Source organism: Lysinibacillus sp. JNUCC-52 (assembly GCF_015999545.1).
Lineage (GTDB): Bacteria > Bacillota > Bacilli > Bacillales_A > Planococcaceae > Lysinibacillus.
On record NZ_CP065546.1, the window covers coordinates 4,277,900 to 4,296,096 of the forward strand.

General features: G+C 34.0%; 20 protein-coding genes. 17 read left to right on the top strand and 3 right to left on the bottom strand.

Annotated features, from left to right (window positions below; genetic code table 11):
- Window positions 1-27: 27 nt before the first annotated feature.
- Together JNUCC52_RS21155 and JNUCC52_RS21160 are read left to right on the top strand one after the other, a co-directional pair.
- Window positions 28-795: a hypothetical protein gene (locus tag JNUCC52_RS21155; RefSeq protein ID WP_139859976.1), complete on the top strand. Its 768-nt coding sequence runs from the start codon at window positions 28-30 to the stop codon at window positions 793-795.
- Between the two features lie 681 nt (window positions 796-1,476).
- Complete coding sequence (locus tag JNUCC52_RS21160; protein ID WP_139859978.1) at window positions 1,477-1,701, top strand: PepSY domain-containing protein; 225 nt, start codon at window positions 1,477-1,479, stop codon at window positions 1,699-1,701.
- Between the two features lie 226 nt (window positions 1,702-1,927).
- On the opposite strand, the gene JNUCC52_RS21165 is transcribed toward JNUCC52_RS21160, so the two are convergent.
- Complete coding sequence (locus JNUCC52_RS21165) at window positions 1,928-2,092, bottom strand: hypothetical protein (protein ID WP_172772122.1); 165 nt, start codon at window positions 2,090-2,092, stop codon at window positions 1,928-1,930.
- 189 nt (window positions 2,093-2,281) lie between these two features.
- Here JNUCC52_RS21165 and JNUCC52_RS21170 point away from each other — a divergent pair, with 189 nt between their 5' ends.
- The 13 genes from JNUCC52_RS21170 (at window position 2,282) to JNUCC52_RS21230 (ending at window position 11,972) form a co-directional block, all read left to right on the top strand.
- On the top strand, window positions 2,282-2,989 hold the full coding sequence (locus JNUCC52_RS21170) for a hypothetical protein (RefSeq protein ID WP_337980747.1): 708 nt from the start codon (window positions 2,282-2,284) through the stop codon (window positions 2,987-2,989).
- A gap of 283 nt (window positions 2,990-3,272) precedes the next feature.
- Window positions 3,273-3,662, top strand: a complete 390-nt coding sequence (locus JNUCC52_RS21175) for a VOC family protein (protein ID WP_337980748.1) — start codon at window positions 3,273-3,275, stop codon at window positions 3,660-3,662.
- 166 nt (window positions 3,663-3,828) lie between these two features.
- Complete coding sequence (locus tag JNUCC52_RS21180) at window positions 3,829-4,467, top strand: DUF2306 domain-containing protein (protein ID WP_337980749.1); 639 nt, start codon at window positions 3,829-3,831, stop codon at window positions 4,465-4,467.
- Window positions 4,468-5,092: 625 nt separating this feature from the next.
- Window positions 5,093-5,500 carry a S8 family serine peptidase gene (locus tag JNUCC52_RS21185; protein ID WP_337980750.1) on the top strand — a complete coding sequence of 136 codons (408 nt, stop codon included), beginning with the start codon at window positions 5,093-5,095 and terminating at the stop codon, window positions 5,498-5,500.
- A 747-nt stretch (window positions 5,501-6,247) separates the two neighbouring features.
- The gene (locus JNUCC52_RS21190; protein WP_337980751.1) at window positions 6,248-6,736 is read left to right on the top strand and encodes a tetratricopeptide repeat protein; all 489 of its coding nucleotides are present in this window, start codon (window positions 6,248-6,250) and stop codon (window positions 6,734-6,736) included.
- Between the two features lie 40 nt (window positions 6,737-6,776).
- Window positions 6,777-6,986 carry a hypothetical protein gene (locus tag JNUCC52_RS21195; RefSeq protein WP_337980752.1) on the top strand — a complete coding sequence of 70 codons (210 nt, stop codon included), beginning with the start codon at window positions 6,777-6,779 and terminating at the stop codon, window positions 6,984-6,986.
- Between the two features lie 84 nt (window positions 6,987-7,070).
- A complete protein-coding gene (locus tag JNUCC52_RS21200; protein WP_337980753.1) occupies window positions 7,071-7,409 on the top strand; it encodes a cupin domain-containing protein in 339 nt (112 codons plus the stop codon).
- Between the two features lie 63 nt (window positions 7,410-7,472).
- Complete coding sequence (locus tag JNUCC52_RS21205) at window positions 7,473-8,210, top strand: VOC family protein (protein WP_337980754.1); 738 nt, start codon at window positions 7,473-7,475, stop codon at window positions 8,208-8,210.
- An 89-nt stretch (window positions 8,211-8,299) separates the two neighbouring features.
- Complete coding sequence (locus JNUCC52_RS21210) at window positions 8,300-8,707, top strand: GNAT family N-acetyltransferase (protein WP_337980755.1); 408 nt, start codon at window positions 8,300-8,302, stop codon at window positions 8,705-8,707.
- 168 nt (window positions 8,708-8,875) lie between these two features.
- A complete protein-coding gene (locus JNUCC52_RS21215; protein ID WP_337980756.1) occupies window positions 8,876-9,637 on the top strand; it encodes a formate/nitrite transporter family protein in 762 nt (253 codons plus the stop codon).
- A 23-nt stretch (window positions 9,638-9,660) separates the two neighbouring features.
- Window positions 9,661-10,677, top strand: a complete 1,017-nt coding sequence (locus tag JNUCC52_RS21220; RefSeq protein ID WP_337980757.1) for a DUF1835 domain-containing protein — start codon at window positions 9,661-9,663, stop codon at window positions 10,675-10,677.
- 140 nt (window positions 10,678-10,817) lie between these two features.
- Window positions 10,818-11,477 carry a hypothetical protein gene (locus JNUCC52_RS21225; protein ID WP_337980758.1) on the top strand — a complete coding sequence of 220 codons (660 nt, stop codon included), beginning with the start codon at window positions 10,818-10,820 and terminating at the stop codon, window positions 11,475-11,477.
- A 69-nt stretch (window positions 11,478-11,546) separates the two neighbouring features.
- Entirely contained in the window at window positions 11,547-11,972 is a 426-nt protein-coding gene (locus tag JNUCC52_RS21230; RefSeq protein WP_172772110.1) for a GatB/YqeY domain-containing protein, read from the top strand.
- A 133-nt stretch (window positions 11,973-12,105) separates the two neighbouring features.
- Here JNUCC52_RS21230 and JNUCC52_RS21235 read toward each other — a convergent pair whose 3' ends face one another.
- Window positions 12,106-13,803 (bottom strand): methyl-accepting chemotaxis protein, encoded by a 1,698-nt coding sequence (locus JNUCC52_RS21235; protein WP_172772109.1) that lies wholly within the window; start codon window positions 13,801-13,803, stop codon window positions 12,106-12,108.
- On the bottom strand, window positions 13,787-15,430 hold the full coding sequence (locus tag JNUCC52_RS21240) for a pyridoxal phosphate-dependent decarboxylase family protein (RefSeq protein WP_337980759.1): 1,644 nt from the start codon (window positions 15,428-15,430) through the stop codon (window positions 13,787-13,789). Before JNUCC52_RS21240 ends, JNUCC52_RS21235 begins: the two co-directional genes overlap by 17 nt.
- A gap of 498 nt (window positions 15,431-15,928) precedes the next feature.
- On the opposite strand from JNUCC52_RS21240, the gene JNUCC52_RS21245 reads away from it, so the two are divergent.
- Window positions 15,929-16,795 carry a DUF4179 domain-containing protein gene (locus JNUCC52_RS21245; protein ID WP_172772107.1) on the top strand — a complete coding sequence of 289 codons (867 nt, stop codon included), beginning with the start codon at window positions 15,929-15,931 and terminating at the stop codon, window positions 16,793-16,795.
- 99 nt (window positions 16,796-16,894) lie between these two features.
- Complete coding sequence (gene chrA / locus JNUCC52_RS21250) at window positions 16,895-18,055, top strand: chromate efflux transporter (protein WP_337980760.1); 1,161 nt, start codon at window positions 16,895-16,897, stop codon at window positions 18,053-18,055.
- Window positions 18,056-18,197 lie beyond the last annotated feature (142 nt).

An 18,197-nucleotide genomic window follows, 5' to 3' on the forward strand; every position in this document is an offset into this window, starting at 1 on the left:
TTTTTAAAACTGAGTAGGAGGAGAATAATGAAAAAAATACTTATTGTGTTACTAACAGCATTTGTAATCGCAGTAGTAAATCCAACAAAATCAGAAGCAAAAGTAATGTATGATGGAGCAGAGGTTGTAAAAGAGCAAACAGGAAAAATGACCTTTAAAAAAGACATCAAGGTATACAAGAAAAATTCAGATGGTACGTTTGATTCGTTAGTGGTTAAGTCAAATAACTTCTTTAGAACGTATGATATTGAAAAATATGATGGCAAAATATTTTACCAGATGGGGCAATATCGCGTACAAGCAACGGATTTGGTAATTTTCAAAGAAGTACCAATAAAAATTCGTTCATCTTTCTATAACAATCCAACTTATATTTATATTAATCGTGACCAAATTGGATACTTTAAGAGTTACGGAAAATATTTTAATAAAGATGAAAAGCTCAATGGACAAGCGGCCAAGATTTCTTTCTCAAATGACGAACAATTCCTTTCTTATTGTTTCATGGATGCAGATGGAGAAATATGTATGGGATATCAAGGGACAGATATTAAAATAGCAGAAACGATAAAAAGAAAAGAAGGCGTGCATTATGAGTTAACAGCGGATACGCGAGCGCAACTTAGTCCAATAGAGGGATACGTTCGAGCTGATGATAACAGAATGTATTTAAAGGGAAGCGTTTTTTCATCGCTAGGTATAGAAATTAATGGTTATCTATATGTAAGGAATGAATCGGATTCGTTAGTTAGCTATTTTCCAATAAAATTATTAAAGTCAGTTGGAGATAAGTGATATATTATGAATTATATATAGCTCTCTTATTTAATTGATAAGGGGGCTATTTATATGGTTGTTGATATACAATGTTTGTCAATGTCTTGGTCTTAGCTGAATAAACAATAATAAGACCACTCTGTGATGGGTGGCAATTTTGTTATTTTTCCCATCATATCCCCACTAATGATAGTAAATAAGCGAAGATAAAACCTATATACAACTAGATAAAATTAAATAAAAAACAACCGACAAACCGTTATATATCATAGGATTGTCGGTTGAATACAATGTTTCTACAGGAAGGGTTCATGGCTGTACAGAAGATAGATGATTCGAAGTAATTCAGTAATGGTAAGAGTTTGTAACGTATTTTTTTAGGGTTCAATGGTAACTAACGAATAAATATATCTGAGTTAAGCCTTTCACATTTCTGTGGAGGGCTTTTCTTATTCAAAAATAGGAGATGAGCCTTATGAGAGGTATTGATTTGAACCAGTTATGAGAACTGAAACAAAAGCTTTATTGCGCACGCTGTTAAGGACGGTATTATTTCAGGATTTATAAAATGGTATAACTGACCATTTATCGGTTTATATGTCACCAATTCAGCAGAGAGGTAGTAAATGATAAGTGATAACAGTTTTCCTTGCTTTTGCATACTATAGGAGCATGTATGCAAAAAGAGGAGGATAAAATATGGTAATGCCTTCATATAATCAGAGAATTACTCCCCAACAGGCAATGCAGATTGCTGTGCAAAGAGTACCTGGCCAGATCATTCATTATGGTATGGATATGGAAAACGGCACTTTAGTGTATGAAATATTCATTTTAACTGCTCAAAATAAGATTTATGAAGTAGAAGTAAATGCAAAGACAGGTGTAGTTCGAAAAATTGAAGAAGAGAATGATTATGATTAATTAAAAATAAAAGGACAGGACTTACTTAGTTGAATAAACAATAAAAAATGACTCCGAAATGAACTGCACCTCAATTGTTAGACACAATCTAACAATTGAGGTGCGTTTAATATGGTTAAGATTACACTAGACAATTACTTTACTTACAAAAGTATAAAATGTCTAACTTTTTGGGTTCACTTCAAATATGGGTGGTCAAAATAAATAAAACCTAATTAATCTTATATTATAATGAGGTTGATTTACTTTTCTTCTCATTAATTATAAGGTCTTCTTGATTTTGTGGGCGAGCAGTTTCAGTATGTCCGACACGCTCATTAGGTTTTTTAATATTTGATTGTTTTGTTGGCTCGTCTGTTGCAAATTCTGTATCTTTCTTATCCCTTTTCATTTCAACACCTCCTAAAGATATTATTTAACTTATCTCAATAAAATATCCTTGTTTATTTCGACTTCATACTTACAACTATAGCGGAGCTGGTTTTTTAATTTGCAATGAAAGAGCCATAGCGAAGAGTTAACGATTCTTCACTTTAAAATGCCAATAAATGGTCGATATATAAACAAGAGGTGATGTAATATGAAACTTACGAATGAAGTAAATTCTTCTAATTTCATGAAGTTGTCAAATGGATCAGCAATTAAGCCTAAATTGGTTCAGCAAAATCTTATAGTACATAAAGATACATTAACAATTGGACAACAAGCTCGTAATTTGTTTAAAGGGCAGCAAGCTAAAACGAGTCTTATCGAAAGTTTAATGAAACAACGTGAGAATATTCAAAAGATGAAAAGTGATCTGAGTGAACGTACGTTGGAAAGCGGAGGCGACTTATCATCTATTAAGGAACAACTAAAAGATTTTGAAAAGCAAATAGCTGATATAGATGCGCAAATAGCTGAACAGCAAACGGATGAGCAAAAGAAAACGACAAACCAAAATGAACAGGATTTGAAAAGCGAAAAGCCATCCAACTCAATGGAAAATCTTTTAGAAAAATCTGTTTCACTAGAACAAATGAAAACACTTGAGTTGACAAAGAATTCATTAGGACGTGAGCAAAATCGCCTTTCCAGTGAATTAGAGATGGATGCCGACCGAGGTATTTTTATTGATAGTAAATATGAAAAACTTTCGGATGTAGAGAATCGAATACAAACGGTTCAAGAACAAGTTGCTGAAGAAATCCAGAATAATGATGATAAAGAACTAAATAAAGATGTTTCCCTAGCGCCTATAAGTGAAAAAGAAGTGCTTAATGAATCAAAAATGGACAATCAATGGTAAGCGAGAAAAAGCGTTATAAGCGGTGCTGAAGATGGACGAAGAAGTAATTCAGTAACCTCTATAATTTTAGCGCCAATAAAAAAAGTTAAATAGCCCAGGCTCCCGAGTAATTGCGAGTCTGGGCTTTTGTTATTCAGTTTATATAAGTAAAAAAATTTTTTAATAGTTATTTGAAAGCTCGCAGCAATTTTATCTAATTTAATTTTTTGAACAAAAAAGGATAATATAAGTAAATATAGAAATGGTTATCTTATAGTAAAAAAATGACGGGAGGCAAGTTATTGTGACCATACCAATAAATAAAACACCGATTAAAAACCAAATAGGCGGTGTATTTGTTCCAGTACGTGATCTAGAAAAAGCAAGAGAATGGTACAGTAAAATACTCGGATTAGAAGGGGGAGAAATATGTTTCGGGCATTTATACACAGCACCAATGATGGGAACGGCAGGTTTGATGTTAGATACAATGCCTAAGTGGAGAAAGGAAGATGGGGATATTTCAACCTATCAAGCTCCCTTTATTCAGTTACTAACAAATGATATCCAAGCTTCTTATCAATTTATGAAAGAAAATGATGTTGAACTTGTGACGGAGATTGAGGACAATTTTTATTTTGTAATTAAAGATCCAGATGGAAATTTATTGATGATTTGTAGGGGAATATCTTAAACAAGATTTAGTCAACTACAAGCTTCACTGGCTGATATTCATAATTAAGTACCTCTTATGCCAATTTTTTTACCACTTATCATGAGAAAAACAAATCCTCTAAAATTTAATGCTACATTAAGGACTGAGGAACGTATTTCTAAAATAAATTTTAGGGGACCGCACAATGAATAAAAAAACTTGGCTTCTTGTTAGTTTCTTAGCTATTGGTATAGCTTGTTATTCCATTGTTCAATATTTAATATTGGATGCCCATCAAGCAGGGTTTGTTAGCTTGAAACTTATGTTTATAGATACTTTAGATTCGCTTTGGTATACGATGCTGTATATCCATATTATATTTAGTATACTGGCATTAGTTATTGGCCCCTTTACATTATTCTCAAAGTTTAGAGAAAACAATATAAAGCGGCATCGTATTTTAGGAAAAATCTATATGATTGGTATTTTATTTGGTAGTATTGCAGGTCTTTATTTAGCCATTTATGCTACGGGTGGAACCATATCGCAGCTCGGTTTTAGCGCATTATCTATATTATGGATGATCACTGGTTATCAAGCACTTGTTAAAATTAAAGAACAAAAAATTTATGATCATCAACAATGGATGATACGCAATTATTCGTTGACTTTTGCTGCTGTAACATTGAGAATTTGGCTATTAGTCTTTACAGTATTATTCGGATTTGAAAATTTTATAATAAGCTATCCGATTATTTCATGGTTATGTTGGGTACCGAATCTCATGATAGCTCAATGGATTATTGGGCGGTCACGTCAAGAAAGAGGCTTAATAGTTAAATAAATTAGGGTAAAGGCCACTCCATTTTGGGTGGTTTTTTTATTTGTTCTTGTAGAAAAAATATAAGGGAAGAATTAATATAAAATATTTTTTACATAATACTAAAATTTTTATTACAAAAGTGCCTGAATTTTATAAAAAATAAATTGATATTACTATTGATTGAGAAATGTTTTCAATGATAAATTATTATTAAATTCGAGGTTGTTTAGCTATAGCTATTTGATGTTGGTATTAATAAGTTAAAAGATAGTTTTTTCAAATTGACACCACAAATGAAAATTTAGATTTTACATTTCATTAATAGGGTGAACTAATACTAAATAAAAATTGAAAAAGGTGAATTAAAAGTTTTAGACAACGGTGCCATGATTGATTCGACCGATAAAAACTTTTATATTCAGGGCGGATCTACTTACGATGAAACTTTTTGGTGGGGCAAACGACGTTATATGAGTACTTCAGCTGCTAGGCAATGGGTTTATGATTTAAGAGATGCAGCAGGCTGTATCAACTGGTCTCGCACTTGCTAGTGTCGTTTTTGGCAAACTTGGTATAATTCCTGGAACTATTAATGGTATTACTGCTTTATGGACTAACCAATTAGCTAATCGAGTAGAATATCATAATGGAAATACAAATAGAGGATTTAGAGCAGATTTATACTGTAGTAGCATCCTCAGGAGATTATGGAAATACTGAATTGATGTATCCTGCAATTTTGGATGAAGTTATTTCAGTTGGAGCAATTGATGCTTCTGGAAATGTACTTGATTTAACAAGCGGTCCTCAAAGAACGACGATTAACGCTCCTGGTCACGAGATATCAACAATCAATACCGATAGAGCAATAATTAAAACAAGTGGTACCTCACAGGCAACAGCCTTAATTTCAGGTTATATCGCACTATTAAAGGATTATGCATTTTCGAAAAATAAAGATTTGACCAATGATAGTATTATAGCGCTACTAAAATCTATTAATAGTCGAGAGATAACCTATCTACAAGCATTGAAGAAGATAGATTCTCTCTGAAGGGGGCTAGTTAATATGAAATTATTACCATACTATTATTTAGTGATAGTACCTGTCAGTATAAGCTGTATTGCATCGTATTTATCTATATCTTCAAATACCAAAACCATTATTAATCTTATCGCGGCTTTGTTAGTGATTATTTCGATACCTTTGAACTACAGAGAATACAAAAAGTTAAAACAAGAGTCTAAATAAGTAGACATGACAAGTGCAGATACATTCTATTTTGATTAATGGGATGATGATAGATGGAATTGGGTGATTGGTTCAGCATACCAATGATTCTAAGTCAAATTGTCGTTTGGATTTTATGGAGCTTTTTACAGTTGGCAATAGGCAGCGAAATAAACAGGTCTTTTCAATCCGTTAAATTTTCTTTTTATAGTTAATTTTATTTTTGGGGTTGTTTATCACATAAAAAAAGTAAAAAGACAACAAAATTAAAAATAACCATTTGAATCATAATTAATTATTGGCATCGAAAAAAAGAAGAAGATTATATGTTCAAATCAATAAAAAAATGACCAAGGACCAGCACAAAAATGTGAACCTGGTCATTTTTTATTGCTAATATAAATCTCAAGCATCATACAAAATAGTGGGGAAAATAGTAACTGTCGAATTTACATATCGTGTATGATGATAAAAGAATAGGAAATTTGTTCCGTCGTCGAAAATTCGGAAAGAAGGGATTAACCCTGGATTTAAAAAATAGTCCTCTATCAAGAAAAAGGAGCAATTACATTGTACGAAAAACAACTAGAAAGAGCGCTTGAATTACGAAAAGTTAATAAGAAGCAAGAATCAAATCAGTTACTTTTACAGTTGGTAGAGGAATATCCAGAAGATGCATACATTAACTACCAATGTGCTTGGAGTTTTGATGTGTTAGGACAAGAATTACAAGCCGTTCCTTACTATGAAAAGGCCATCAAACAAGGGTTATCTGGAACAGCTTTAGAAGGAGCATTTTTGGGACTTGGCAGTACGTATAGAACATTAGGGCACTATGAAAAATCCGAAAAAGTTTTTTTAGAAGGGATGCAATTATTTCCAACGAATCATGCATTACAAGTGTTTTATGCAATGACTTTATATAATCTAAAAAAACATAACGAAGCAATGGAACTCTTACTTCAATGCCTAGCAGAAACGACAACAGACGCTGAAATACTTAGTTATAAAAACGCAATTAATTTCTATGCAAATCAATTAGATAAAGTATGGAAATAGTCCCTTGATAATCGAATCTACTATAATGGAGGAGCAAAATGTGACGAAGTTTTATATGATGAACATTTCAAAGAGATCAGATGATTCAGAAGGTGAAGAAATGAATCAAGATAAAGTTTTTGAGAAAAAATCTGAGCTAAAAGAGTATTTGAAAAATGATGGATACATTAAAGAATCGAAGGATCAATACATTAAAATGCATGAAGAAACGATTTATATTGCTTCAGTCGAAAAAATTAAAGTTAAATGATCGGTATGTCACGTATGATGCGCGTGACTTTTTTTATGAAATGATAGTGCCATCCAAAAAGGTAAAATTGAAAGGGTGTTGTAGTTGAAAATTAGTAAAGAACATGCAGAACATTATAATTGGGGAAATGCGTGTGATGGTTGGCATTTAGTTAAAAATAATGAATTGAGTGTTATTCACGAAAGGATGCCAGCCAATACAGCGGAAGTTTGTCATTATCATCATCAAGCACAACAATTCTTTTTTGTACTTTCGGGTACGGCAACAATGGATATAGACGGAGAAAGGATTACATTACAGGCGAATGAGGGAATTGAAGTGCCAGCGCTTACGCCGCATCAAATGCGCAATGATTCACAGGAAGATGTAGAATTTTTAGTAATCTCTCAACCGAATAGTAAAGGAGATCGTATACCGCTATAGGGCATGAAGCTATAAGACGTGTCCTATTTTCCAAAATGTTCATTCTTTTGCATGAGGTTCACCATGTATTTATTTAGTACAGTAAATGGTAGTAAATACAAAGGGGATGTTTGGAAAATGAAGATTTCGGAAGTGAAACTTAACGTGCATGATTTACATAAAATGAAGGAATTTTACTGTGACAAATTAGGATTTGAATTATTAGAACAAGCAGAGCATTTTTTTGAAATAGCAGCTGGGGAAAGCAATATCCTATTTGAAAGAATAGACTCTACTATCGACAAGCAATATCATTTTGCGTTCAATATACCAAGTAATTTATTTCAACAAGCGAAAAAATGGGTGCAAGAACGTGTAGAAATATTACGCGCAGATGAACAAGATGAGGTCTATTTTGAATTTTTAGATGCATACGCATGCTATTTTTACGATCCAGAGGACAATATAATTGAGTTTATTGCTAGACAGGGGATAAACCCAAAAGTGAGTACCAATGCATTTTCAATTCAACATGTATTAAATATTGCGGAAATAAATTTAACGACTGATGCGATCCTTACTGTCGCAGAACGTTTAAAGGAATATGGTATCACGCCCCTTAAAGATGAAGAAATACGTACAGATGCGCTTACTTTTATGGGGAATTACGAGGATGGTGTCCATCTATTAATCGGTCCGAGTGAACGTATGTGGTATTTCTCTACTAAAAAAGCAATTGTCAGCCCGATTGAAATTAGAGTCGATGATCATCTACAACTATGTGTAAGCGTAAATGGAGAATTTGCTATTTCACACCTATAAAAATTGTATTGCTATTTTCCGAAATTGTATTGAATAATAAATCTCTTTATTGTATATTTATTCAAAATAGTGCGGGGGGAATAGCCAAGGTGTACATAATAAGTGAAACGAATCCTACCTTTGAAGATTATCAAGCATTACATCAGACTACTGGCTGGAATGCGAAAGGGCTATATACGTACGAACAATTATTTCAAGCCATTTGTCGTAGCTGGTATAGTATTTCAATTTATGATGAGCAAACATTAATCGGCTATGGTCGAATTATTTCTGATGGTATTTATCAAACATTTATTTGCGACGTAATGGTACATCCTGAGTATCAACGAAATGGCATTGGTACAACTATTATGGAAGCTCTATTCGCACATTGTAAACTTAAAAATATAAAGTGGATTCAATTATCATGTGCTAAGGGTAAACAACCTTTTTATCAAAAACTTGGATTTTCTGAAAGGGATGCAGATGCTCCAGGAATGATGTTGTTTTTTGAATAATATGTGAGCCGTTGCTGAGAAAAAAGAAGGATAGAATGCTGTCCTTCTTTTTTATGAAATTAACTAGCGTATAGTACCAAGGTTGTTCAAAAATTTTCACATTCATAATATGGGGGAACTACGAAATACGATATGATATTTATAGGTAATGTTTATTCGGAGGTGAGCATGATGAAAGAAACCATTGCCATTGTTTGTTCGACAGCTAGCATGAAAGTTACGATGATGAAGAAAAGGCCTATTAACTATTTATTGCAAGCGATAGCTGGAGGACTCTTTATTGGCTTTGGTATTTTGTTGATTGTTACTATTGGAGGCTTATATGATCCTGTTGGTGTACCAAGTATGAAAGTTGTTCAAGGATTAGCATTTGGTGTGGCACTTAGCATGGTCATGATGGCTGGTGCAAATTTATTTACTGGGGATAACTTCGTATTATCTGTAAGTACTTTAGAGAAAAAATCCACCCCTTTTGCAATGGTCGGTATTTGGTTATTTAGCTATATAGGTAATTTTATTGGCTCTTTAGTTGGGGCAGTGCTGTTCTTCTATGCAGGGCTTGCAGTAGGTGATACCGCGACGTATATCGAGAAAGTGGCAACGTCCAAAATGAATGCAGGCTTTGTCGCTTTGCTATGTCGTGGTATTTTATGTAATCTTCTTGTTTGCTTAGCTGTCTGGAGTACCTATAAATTAAAATCAGAAATAGCAAAATTAGCGATGATTTTCTGTTGTATTTTCCCCTTTATTACATCAGGTTTTGAGCATAGCATTGCCAATATGACACTTTTTTGCCTAGCGCTCTTTGTTCCACATGATGATCTAGTGTCCATTGGAGGTGCAGTGGCAAATTTAGTTCCCGTCACACTAGGTAATATCATTGGCGGTGCAATAATTGGTTTTGTCTATTGGCTTAACGCACGGAGATAAACTTATCGAAAGGAGAAATGGAAATGCTCGAGGATTCTATTCGATTGAAAGAGGCAATTAAAAAACTTAGCGAAGCCGAAGCGAAGTCAATGCTTTTCTTTTCCTTATTAAATGGCAAATCAAGTGAGGATATTCAACAAGTTATATTACAAGTATCAGAGGAAAAAAATAATACGAATGCACAAACGGTACATATCCTATTTGGCGAATCACCAGGAGGAAGTTTAAAAGCTGCATTTAGAAATACAGACTATCAAAAGACAGAAGATATCATTGTGTTGCCACATAATCTATCTATTGGTCCTATTAATGACTTACATAAAACATCAGGTATTGAAGCCAGATTTGCGTGGTTTAAGAATCGATACACAACTGAAGATGATGGAATTACGCATTATAGACAGCTTATGTTAGCTGCAGTTGAAAAAATAAACAATATTTTACCGCATCAGAACATTGTTATTTGGACTTGTCAAAATGCACATGAGCAAACAGGGTTACGTCTTGTGCTAGCTATGCTAGATGGTAAGTTAAATACAGTGCGTGTAATTGACACATTCACTGCTTTTCATAAAAAGAAAATAAACCCGCACTTAGCGCAAGATAACTATCCAAGATCAACGGGTGAATTAAATGGGGAAACGCTTGTTAATTTTTATGAGCAGGGGATAGAGCCATTAAATAACGTACAAAGGCAACAATTGGTTGATGAAGGGAAACGTTTATTATTAGACGATGTCCATATTATTCGAACATGGGCTTGTGATAAGCTATTAACCAGCAGTAACGAAAAACGAGATGATGATTATATTGTTGAATGTGCAAAGCGTATGTATCAAGAAGATGGCAAGGTGGAATATAAGAAGGCAGCACGATTAATTGGTGAAGTGATTGGACATATGCAGGAATATACAGGAGACGAATGGATAGAATATCGGTTACGTTGTTTAATTAAGGAAGGTGTTTTTTCATATAAAGGTGATATAAAAGCCATGCGTTTTTATGAAGTAAAATTACTAGACGATTTCTTGACAAATTGAAATTTTTGATGTTTTGACTTCATTAAAAATGGTAGATAAAATTGGTATGGAAGAGCTCGTAAGACTCTCATAGATTAATAACATTAAAAGTGAACATAAAGATTGACTTAATAGATTAATTTAAAGAAAGGAAGTTGACAATGAATCCTGAGATCAATCAAAATGCAATTCTTCAAGCAATTTTGGAGCTTTCTACACAAGTACAAGGCGTGAAAACAGAGATTCAACAGCAAATTGTAGCAGTAGAAAAAAGATTAGTAGAGAAAATTGAAGCAGTAGAAAAAAGATTAGAAGAGAAGATCGAAGCGGTAGAAAAAAGATTAGAAGAGAAAATCGAAGCGGTAGAAAAAAGATTAGAAGAGAAAATCGAAGAGGTAGAAAAAGGATTAGAAGAGAAAATTGAAGAGGTAGAAAAAGGATTAGAAAAGAAAATCGAAGAGGTAGAAAAAGGATTAGAAGAGAAAATTGAAGAGGTAGAAAAAGGATTAAAAGAGAAGATCGATTTAGTTGAAACAAGATTGGACTCACTTGAAATAAGATTAGGGAAAGTTGAAACAAGACTAGATTCGCTTGAAACAAGATTAGAGTCAGTTGAAACACGAATAGACTCACTTGAAATTAGATTAGAGAAAGTTGAATCAAGATTGGATTCTCTTGAAACTAAGCTAGAGAATAAAATGGAGACGGTTGAAAAAAATCTTAGTGAAATAATAGATAAAGTAGATGCTAAGATGGAAGTGTTAACTATAGAAATATTAGAAACAAAGGCAGATGTGTTAAAATTAAAGAAAGCAAAATAAATTGTTTCTGCCATCACTATGTGCAATAATCATTGACAATTAGTGATGCATATTTGAGGAGTGAGCTTGATGTTAAAAACAGAAGTATTTGATCAACTAAAAAAGGCTATGAAGGAAAAGGATGTCTTGGCAAAAGGCGTACTTACACTTGTTAAATCGGCACTAGATTTAGCTGAGAAGGAAAAGGGTGAACCCCTATCACAAGCTGAAGAGATTGCCATTATTAATCGTGAAGTAAAGCAGACGAATCAGGCATTAGAAGGTGCGCAAAATGCTGGTCGCGCGGATTTAATTGAAAAAGAGGAAGCAAAATTAGTACTATTAAAATCATTCCTTCCTAAACAATTAACTGAAGAAGAAATTGCTGAAAAATTAGTAGCCGCTGGTGTTACTAAAGGCATGAATATGGGAGACGCAATGAAAATTGCAAAACCTTTGTTAAATGGTCAAGCGGAAGGTGCCGTTATTTCAAAAGTAGTCAAAAGTTTAATTTAATAGAGGAACAAAAAGGATAGCTGGCGTTCGTAACGTCAGCTATCCTTTGTTTTTTAAGCCATTGGCAATCTACCACAGACTTCGTATGGAAGAATTCTTAATTGTTTCGGTGCCTGGCACGCAAAGATGGCACTCATAGATTAAATTTCTGGATAATATTTCGTAGTTGTTGAGCCATTTCCGCTAAATTATTTGAAGAAGCGGTAATCTCTTCGATGCTAGCAGACTGTTCTTCGGAAGCAGCTGCGACATTTTGAATGTTTCCAGATGCTTGAACAGCTACAATTCCAACTTGCTCAACTGAATTAGCAATATTGCTAACTCCTTCATTCATGTTCGTAATGATGCTGTTAACCTGGTTCATTTCTTGTGTAAGTTCTGTTATATGTGCATAGATATCGCCAAAGGCTTCTCCAGATGCGTTAAAAGTAGTAGAACTTTCAGCAAGGTTATTACTGCTAATCGCCATTGATTTCACTGCTTGAGCAGATTCTTCTTTGATCGTTTCAATACGTGTTCGAATACTATTCGTTGCTGTAAGTGATTGATCAGCTAATTTACGTACCTCTTCAGCTACAACTGCGAAGCCTTTACCATGTTCGCCCGCACGCGCTGCTTCAATAGAGGCATTTAAAGCAAGTAAATTGGTTTGGTCTGTAATTTCATTTATAAGTGAAACGATATCACCAATCTCATTTGTATAAGTGCTTAAACGTTTTACAACATCCGCAGTATGGTGAATGGCCTCAGATGTGATTGCCATTTTTTCTGTAGCACTTTGGATTGTAGTATTGCCCTTTTCGGCAATAGTGGATGCGCTAAACGCCTTTGTTGTGACATCATTGACACTATCTACAACATCTGTCATCTTCGTCGAAATCATTGTAATATGACCTTCTACCTCTTCAATAGATGATGTTTGTCTTTCTGAGCCTGCAGCTACTTCCTGCATAGAAGATGTAATTTGTTGAATAGATGCGCTCGTTTGTTCGGAGCTGGCAGTTAATTCTTCTGACATGGCAGCCACTTGTTCAGCATTTTCTGCAATTTGCTGAATGAGCGTCCGTAAATCAGCCGTCATGTTTTGAATGCCATCTGAAAGCTGAGCGATTTCATTTGTACCTTTGATTGGTAATGGGTCAACAGCTAAATCACCCTTTGCAACCTTATCCACATAACTTGTCATGTTTTTAATTGGTTTAATTATGCCTTTACTGATGAAATAAGCAACAATGACACCAAATAGTGCAAAAATAATTGTCATGATGATGCTAACCCAAATAATTTGTGTTTGAAGTTCAGATATAAATGAAGCATCCATATCTAACCCAAAAAGAATATCTGTATTGTTGAATGGAATAAAAATCGATTTATGAATACCGTATTCGTCTTCATAGATCTCACTTATTTGCGTCCGCCCAGTATCTAAAGCCGCATGCATTTTTGGATCAAAAACGTAGTCTTCCTGATAACTATCCGTATTACTTAATGCAACGATATGCTCCTTACCATTAGCGCGGGATAGTATATAGGCATTTTCAATATCAAACTTTTTTGTTGTACCATTTAATTGTTTCATTATTTTTTCATATTGAGTTTTAATACCGTTATCTGCTGCTTTTACTTTATTTTTATCGATATCCTCGAAAATATTGCTAGAAATCACCTCTAATGATGATTCAAATTCCTTTATAACAAAATTATCAATGATTTTATTAGAAACGAGAAATAACATGAAACTAAATATTATTGAAATAATTACGATTGGAATTGTTAAACTTGCAATATATTTATAGAGTAAAGAACTTTTAAATTTACTTAATATACTCAACTTGTAAATCCTCCAATAATACAACTTTTTGTTGTAGGAATTGAATCATAGCACTAATATGTTCTGTCTCAGTGTAAGGTGAGATAGAAAAGAATTTAGCTGCTGCTACTGGAACTTGTTGCTTTGTATCACTTGCGTTAACAGTGCAGACACGTGTCGTATCACCGAAAAATACTTCATCTCGTCCTTCACCTAAAATTTCAAAGAATGAAGCATTTAAACCATTAATGTACTCGATTTGATCTTGTGTATAATTTCCAGCTTGTTCATTTGCCCAGTCAAAGCCTTTTGGATATAGTCTATAGGCTGTTACTGGTCCGATATTTGCGTCATTTACTACTTGTAACATTGGTAATTGATCAGCTAATTGTGTACGGAATGCTAAATTTACACGAACATAGTTAGCTAATATTTGTTGATAACCTTCTTTACCAAATGCCTGTAATGCAGCATAAATAGCAATTGAGCTACCCATACGAGAACATTCTAATGTATAACCAGTATGATATGAACCGTAGCCTCTATTGCCTACATATGGTGTATCAAAGTCGTCAATATCTAATAGTTGTAAACTTTTTCCTTCTTTTATTAAGAATAGACTTGTTAAATACGGTGTTTGACCAAGCTTTTGGAAATCAAAACATAGACTATCCGCAATTGCGAGATGTTGCATACGTTGGCGAATTTGTTGTAAGCCTTTCAATACATCTTCCTCGAATTGTAGTGTGTTTGCTTTAAAGTCGTAGTCATTGAAAAATGCGTAAAAACCGCCTAAAGCAGAGTCAGCATGGATATGTATTTGTTTTAAATCATATTTTTGTTCAAGTGTTGTTGCAACTTCCTTAATTGCCTGCACATCATCGATTGCAAATTGATCTGTAGCACCTGTAGTCGCTACGATGTAAACAGGAATACCACCATTTTCAATTACTTCTGTCATGCGTTTTCTTAAATCTTCTACGTCCATCGATTGGTCTTTACCTGCTTTTACACGTACTAAGTGGTTACTACCAATACCGACTGCTTCAATAGACTTTAATAAGCTATAGTGGGCGTTTTCTGAAGCGAAGCAATATAAATTATTTGGAACACCTTCCTCTTTAGCGTGAGGGAATTGTTTCGCAATGGCAAGACGTAAACCACTAAATACCGCTCCTTGTCCACCCCAAGTTGTATAACCAAAACTTTCTGTGAAATCATAACCAACTAATTTTGACATCATTGCGATAACTTTTACTTCGCATTCTGCTGCTGCAGGTCCATATACATCCCACAAATTGTTGCCATTAAGTAAGGCATTCGTAAATTGTCCCAATACACCAGGGATACTAGCCATTGGTAAAACGTTTGTGACAAAGTTGCGTGTATGATAAGGATGACCTTGCATTAATTGTGTTAAGTCTTGAACGACCTGATCAAGTCCAACGCCTGATGTAGGAACTTGGTTTTCTTGCATAAGATCTTTATAGAAAGTAGCAGAACGTTCTTGTATAGGTCCTAGTGTTGTTTTCTTTGGATCTTTTAATTGATCTAATGAAGTTACAATTTGCTCTATTAGAGATAAAAAGTTTTCCCTTTGTAAGCTGTTCCCATCTTCACTTTGAAATAGTTGTTGGATTTTCTTCATTTTCATCATCCTTTATTAGTTCATATTTCACCATTATTTAGATAATAATAGTACAATTTACTAAAGTCATAATAACATATTCTTATGGAAAATATATTCATATTTGAGTAGGATATTAAATTTCTATTATTTAAAATTATTAGAAAATATTTTCATTATATTTAAAGAATGATTTGTAGACAGATGTTTACGTCGTTTTTTTACTTTTATTACTATTTAATGCAACGAAGGTCCTGAAAAAAAGATCCATTAATATTTTCTTGATATAATTAATTGTTAAATAGATACTTTTAGCTATAAAAAAATAGCATAATAAATTACGGTTTTCTTTATGGTTCTTTTTGCTTATTTTATATAATTAGAGATGAGATTTTGACTAGTGGAATAACACACCACATTTTTTGTTATGCGGGTTGTTGGTTATATAATGCATAACTCGTTATTACAATGAATCATAAAGAGTTAACGTCGAAAGATTTTGAACTCGGGGGTGTTTAATTGCCAGTTGAGCCACATGTACATGAAGTCGACTATTTTGGGAAAAGTGGAAGACGTAAAAGATGGGTGATTATTGTAGTAAGTGTTTTAGTAGGTGCCAGTGTACTTTTGGCAAGTGCTCTGTTCGTCTCCTCAATTTTTAATAAACATGATGAGTCGGATTTTTCGGCCTATAAAACACTTGTAGGTACAACAACCAAAAATGATTTTGGTCAATTGACCTTAAATGAAGTGATGATTGATGATAATCAATTATTACTAAATGCAACATTTGAACCAGCAAAAGGCATGAATTTTAACTATCAAATATTTTTCTTTCCGCAAATACTAGTAAATGGTCAAGATTATATGGTTCGAAATGGGGGACAGACCATTGCACAGTCAGCATCAACCTATACAATTTATAGCAGTGTGAAGATGCGTGATTTACCGAAAGATGAAATACTACAACTAAAAATTCTTTATAATGATTGGAATTGGGAACAACCAATCGATAATCCGTGGGCATTTGAAATTGAAGCTTCCCAAAAACAATTACAAGAGGACCGAAAAGTAATCGAGGTTAATAAAACAATTCAGCTTAATGACGGCCAAGAAATTAATGTAGATAAAGTTGTTTCTACACCTATTTCGACTACGGTTTATTTTGAATCAAAGGAAACATTGAATGAATCCATTGACTTTAAAATTTTAACAGAGTCAGGAAAAACATGGCGTCACGACTCATCATATACATTAAATGAAGCGCATACAAAGTGGGGAATTCGCTTCGATGCTCGTTATTTAACAGATAAAACGTATAAGCTAATCCCTGTAACGACAGGGGATATTGAGCTGGGGTCAGCTATCAAAATTCGTGTAAAATAAATTTTACACGCAACTAATTAATTTTTACAATTTTTTAATAATAATAAAGTATTCTCCATGTAATATGTTTGTATATAACATGGAAAGTAGTTGAACTAATTGCCAAAGCTGTTAGAAATATTTCTTACTTCCTTTAAGCTAGGCTGTACTTCCTTTGGAGGACCAACCGCCCATTTAGGTTTTTTTCAAAATGAATATGTGCAAAAGAGAGAATGGCTCACGGATAAAGAATATAGTAATTTAGTAGCACTAAGTCACTTTCTTCCAGGTCCTGCATCAAGTCAGGTCGGAATGGGTATTGGTGTCCTACGTGGAGGACTTATAGGAAGTTTAGTTTCTTTTCTTGGGTTTACATTACCCTCTGTGTTGCTGTTAACGCTATTTGCCTATTTTTACAAGCATACAACGATGGACATGGGCTGGATTCATGGCTTGAAAATAGTTGCTGTCGCCATCGTTGCACAAGCAATTTGGGATATGTCCAAAAAATTAATACCAAGTATTTTACACTTGATGATCGCCATATTATCGCTTTTAACTGTTCTATTATGGGACAATCCGTTTGCACAAGTAATTGTCATAGCATTAGCTTGTTTAACAGGATCTCGCCTTTTTAAGCAAACAAAATTAAATACTGATACTGTAAATAAAACTATGCCCATCTCTAAAGCGACAGGTGGATTGTTTCTCGCATTCTATGTCATACTACTGGTGGCTTTACCGATAGCAAATACACTTTTTAAATCCGAATGGCTTATGATATTAGAAAAGTGTTATCTAGCAGGAGCTTTAGTATTTGGTGGTGGGCATGTAGTGTTGCCATTGCTAGAAACACAATTTGTACAAAGTGGCTTAATGAGTTCTACAGACTTTATAGCAGGGTATAGTCTTGCGCAGGCAGTGCCTGGTCCATTATTTACGTTTGCCTCCTATATTGGTATGGTCATTGCTGGATTACCAGGAGCAGTGGTAGCGACAGTGGGCATATTTCTACCGTCATTTCTTTTAATCATTGGAGCAATGCCCTTTTGGCTTTCTCTGCACGGTCATACAGCATTGAAAGGTGCAATGGTCGGAGCAAGTGCTGCGGTTGTTGGTATTTTAGCTAGCGCTTTTATTCATCCCATTGTGACGCAATCAATACAAAGTGGATTAGATTTTCTTTTAGCAGCCTTATTTATATGGCTGACCATGAAACGAGCCTGGTCACCTTACCTATTAGTAGTATTGGGGGTAGTCGTTGGACTTATATGTTACTAAAGTAAACTGTGGCATCGGAAATACGGCAATGTCTTGCCAAAGGTTTACTAGCTCGGTGCCAGGCACTCAAACAATTTAGTTTGCACGTAAAAAGTGTTAGATTGATGGCAGTCAATCTAACACTTTTTCTTTTTTGTCCTGG

Coding starts and splice junctions, on each gene's coding strand:
- JNUCC52_RS21155 (WP_139859976.1), top strand. CDS start 28: ATGAAAAAAATACTTATTGTGTTACTAACAGCATTTGTAATCGCAGTA.
- JNUCC52_RS21160 (WP_139859978.1), top strand. CDS start 1,477: ATGGTAATGCCTTCATATAATCAGAGAATTACTCCCCAACAGGCAATG.
- JNUCC52_RS21165 (WP_172772122.1), bottom strand. CDS start 2,092: ATGAAAAGGGATAAGAAAGATACAGAATTTGCAACAGACGAGCCAACA.
- JNUCC52_RS21170 (WP_337980747.1), top strand. CDS start 2,282: ATGAAACTTACGAATGAAGTAAATTCTTCTAATTTCATGAAGTTGTCA.
- JNUCC52_RS21180 (WP_337980749.1), top strand. CDS start 3,829: ATGAATAAAAAAACTTGGCTTCTTGTTAGTTTCTTAGCTATTGGTATA.
- JNUCC52_RS21185 (WP_337980750.1), top strand. CDS start 5,093: ATGGAAATACAAATAGAGGATTTAGAGCAGATTTATACTGTAGTAGCA.
- JNUCC52_RS21205 (WP_337980754.1), top strand. CDS start 7,473: ATGTATTTATTTAGTACAGTAAATGGTAGTAAATACAAAGGGGATGTT.
- JNUCC52_RS21215 (WP_337980756.1), top strand. CDS start 8,876: ATGATGAAAGAAACCATTGCCATTGTTTGTTCGACAGCTAGCATGAAA.
- JNUCC52_RS21220 (WP_337980757.1), top strand. CDS start 9,661: ATGCTCGAGGATTCTATTCGATTGAAAGAGGCAATTAAAAAACTTAGC.
- JNUCC52_RS21225 (WP_337980758.1), top strand. CDS start 10,818: ATGAATCCTGAGATCAATCAAAATGCAATTCTTCAAGCAATTTTGGAG.
- JNUCC52_RS21230 (WP_172772110.1), top strand. CDS start 11,547: ATGTTAAAAACAGAAGTATTTGATCAACTAAAAAAGGCTATGAAGGAA.
- JNUCC52_RS21240 (WP_337980759.1), bottom strand. CDS start 15,430: ATGAAGAAAATCCAACAACTATTTCAAAGTGAAGATGGGAACAGCTTA.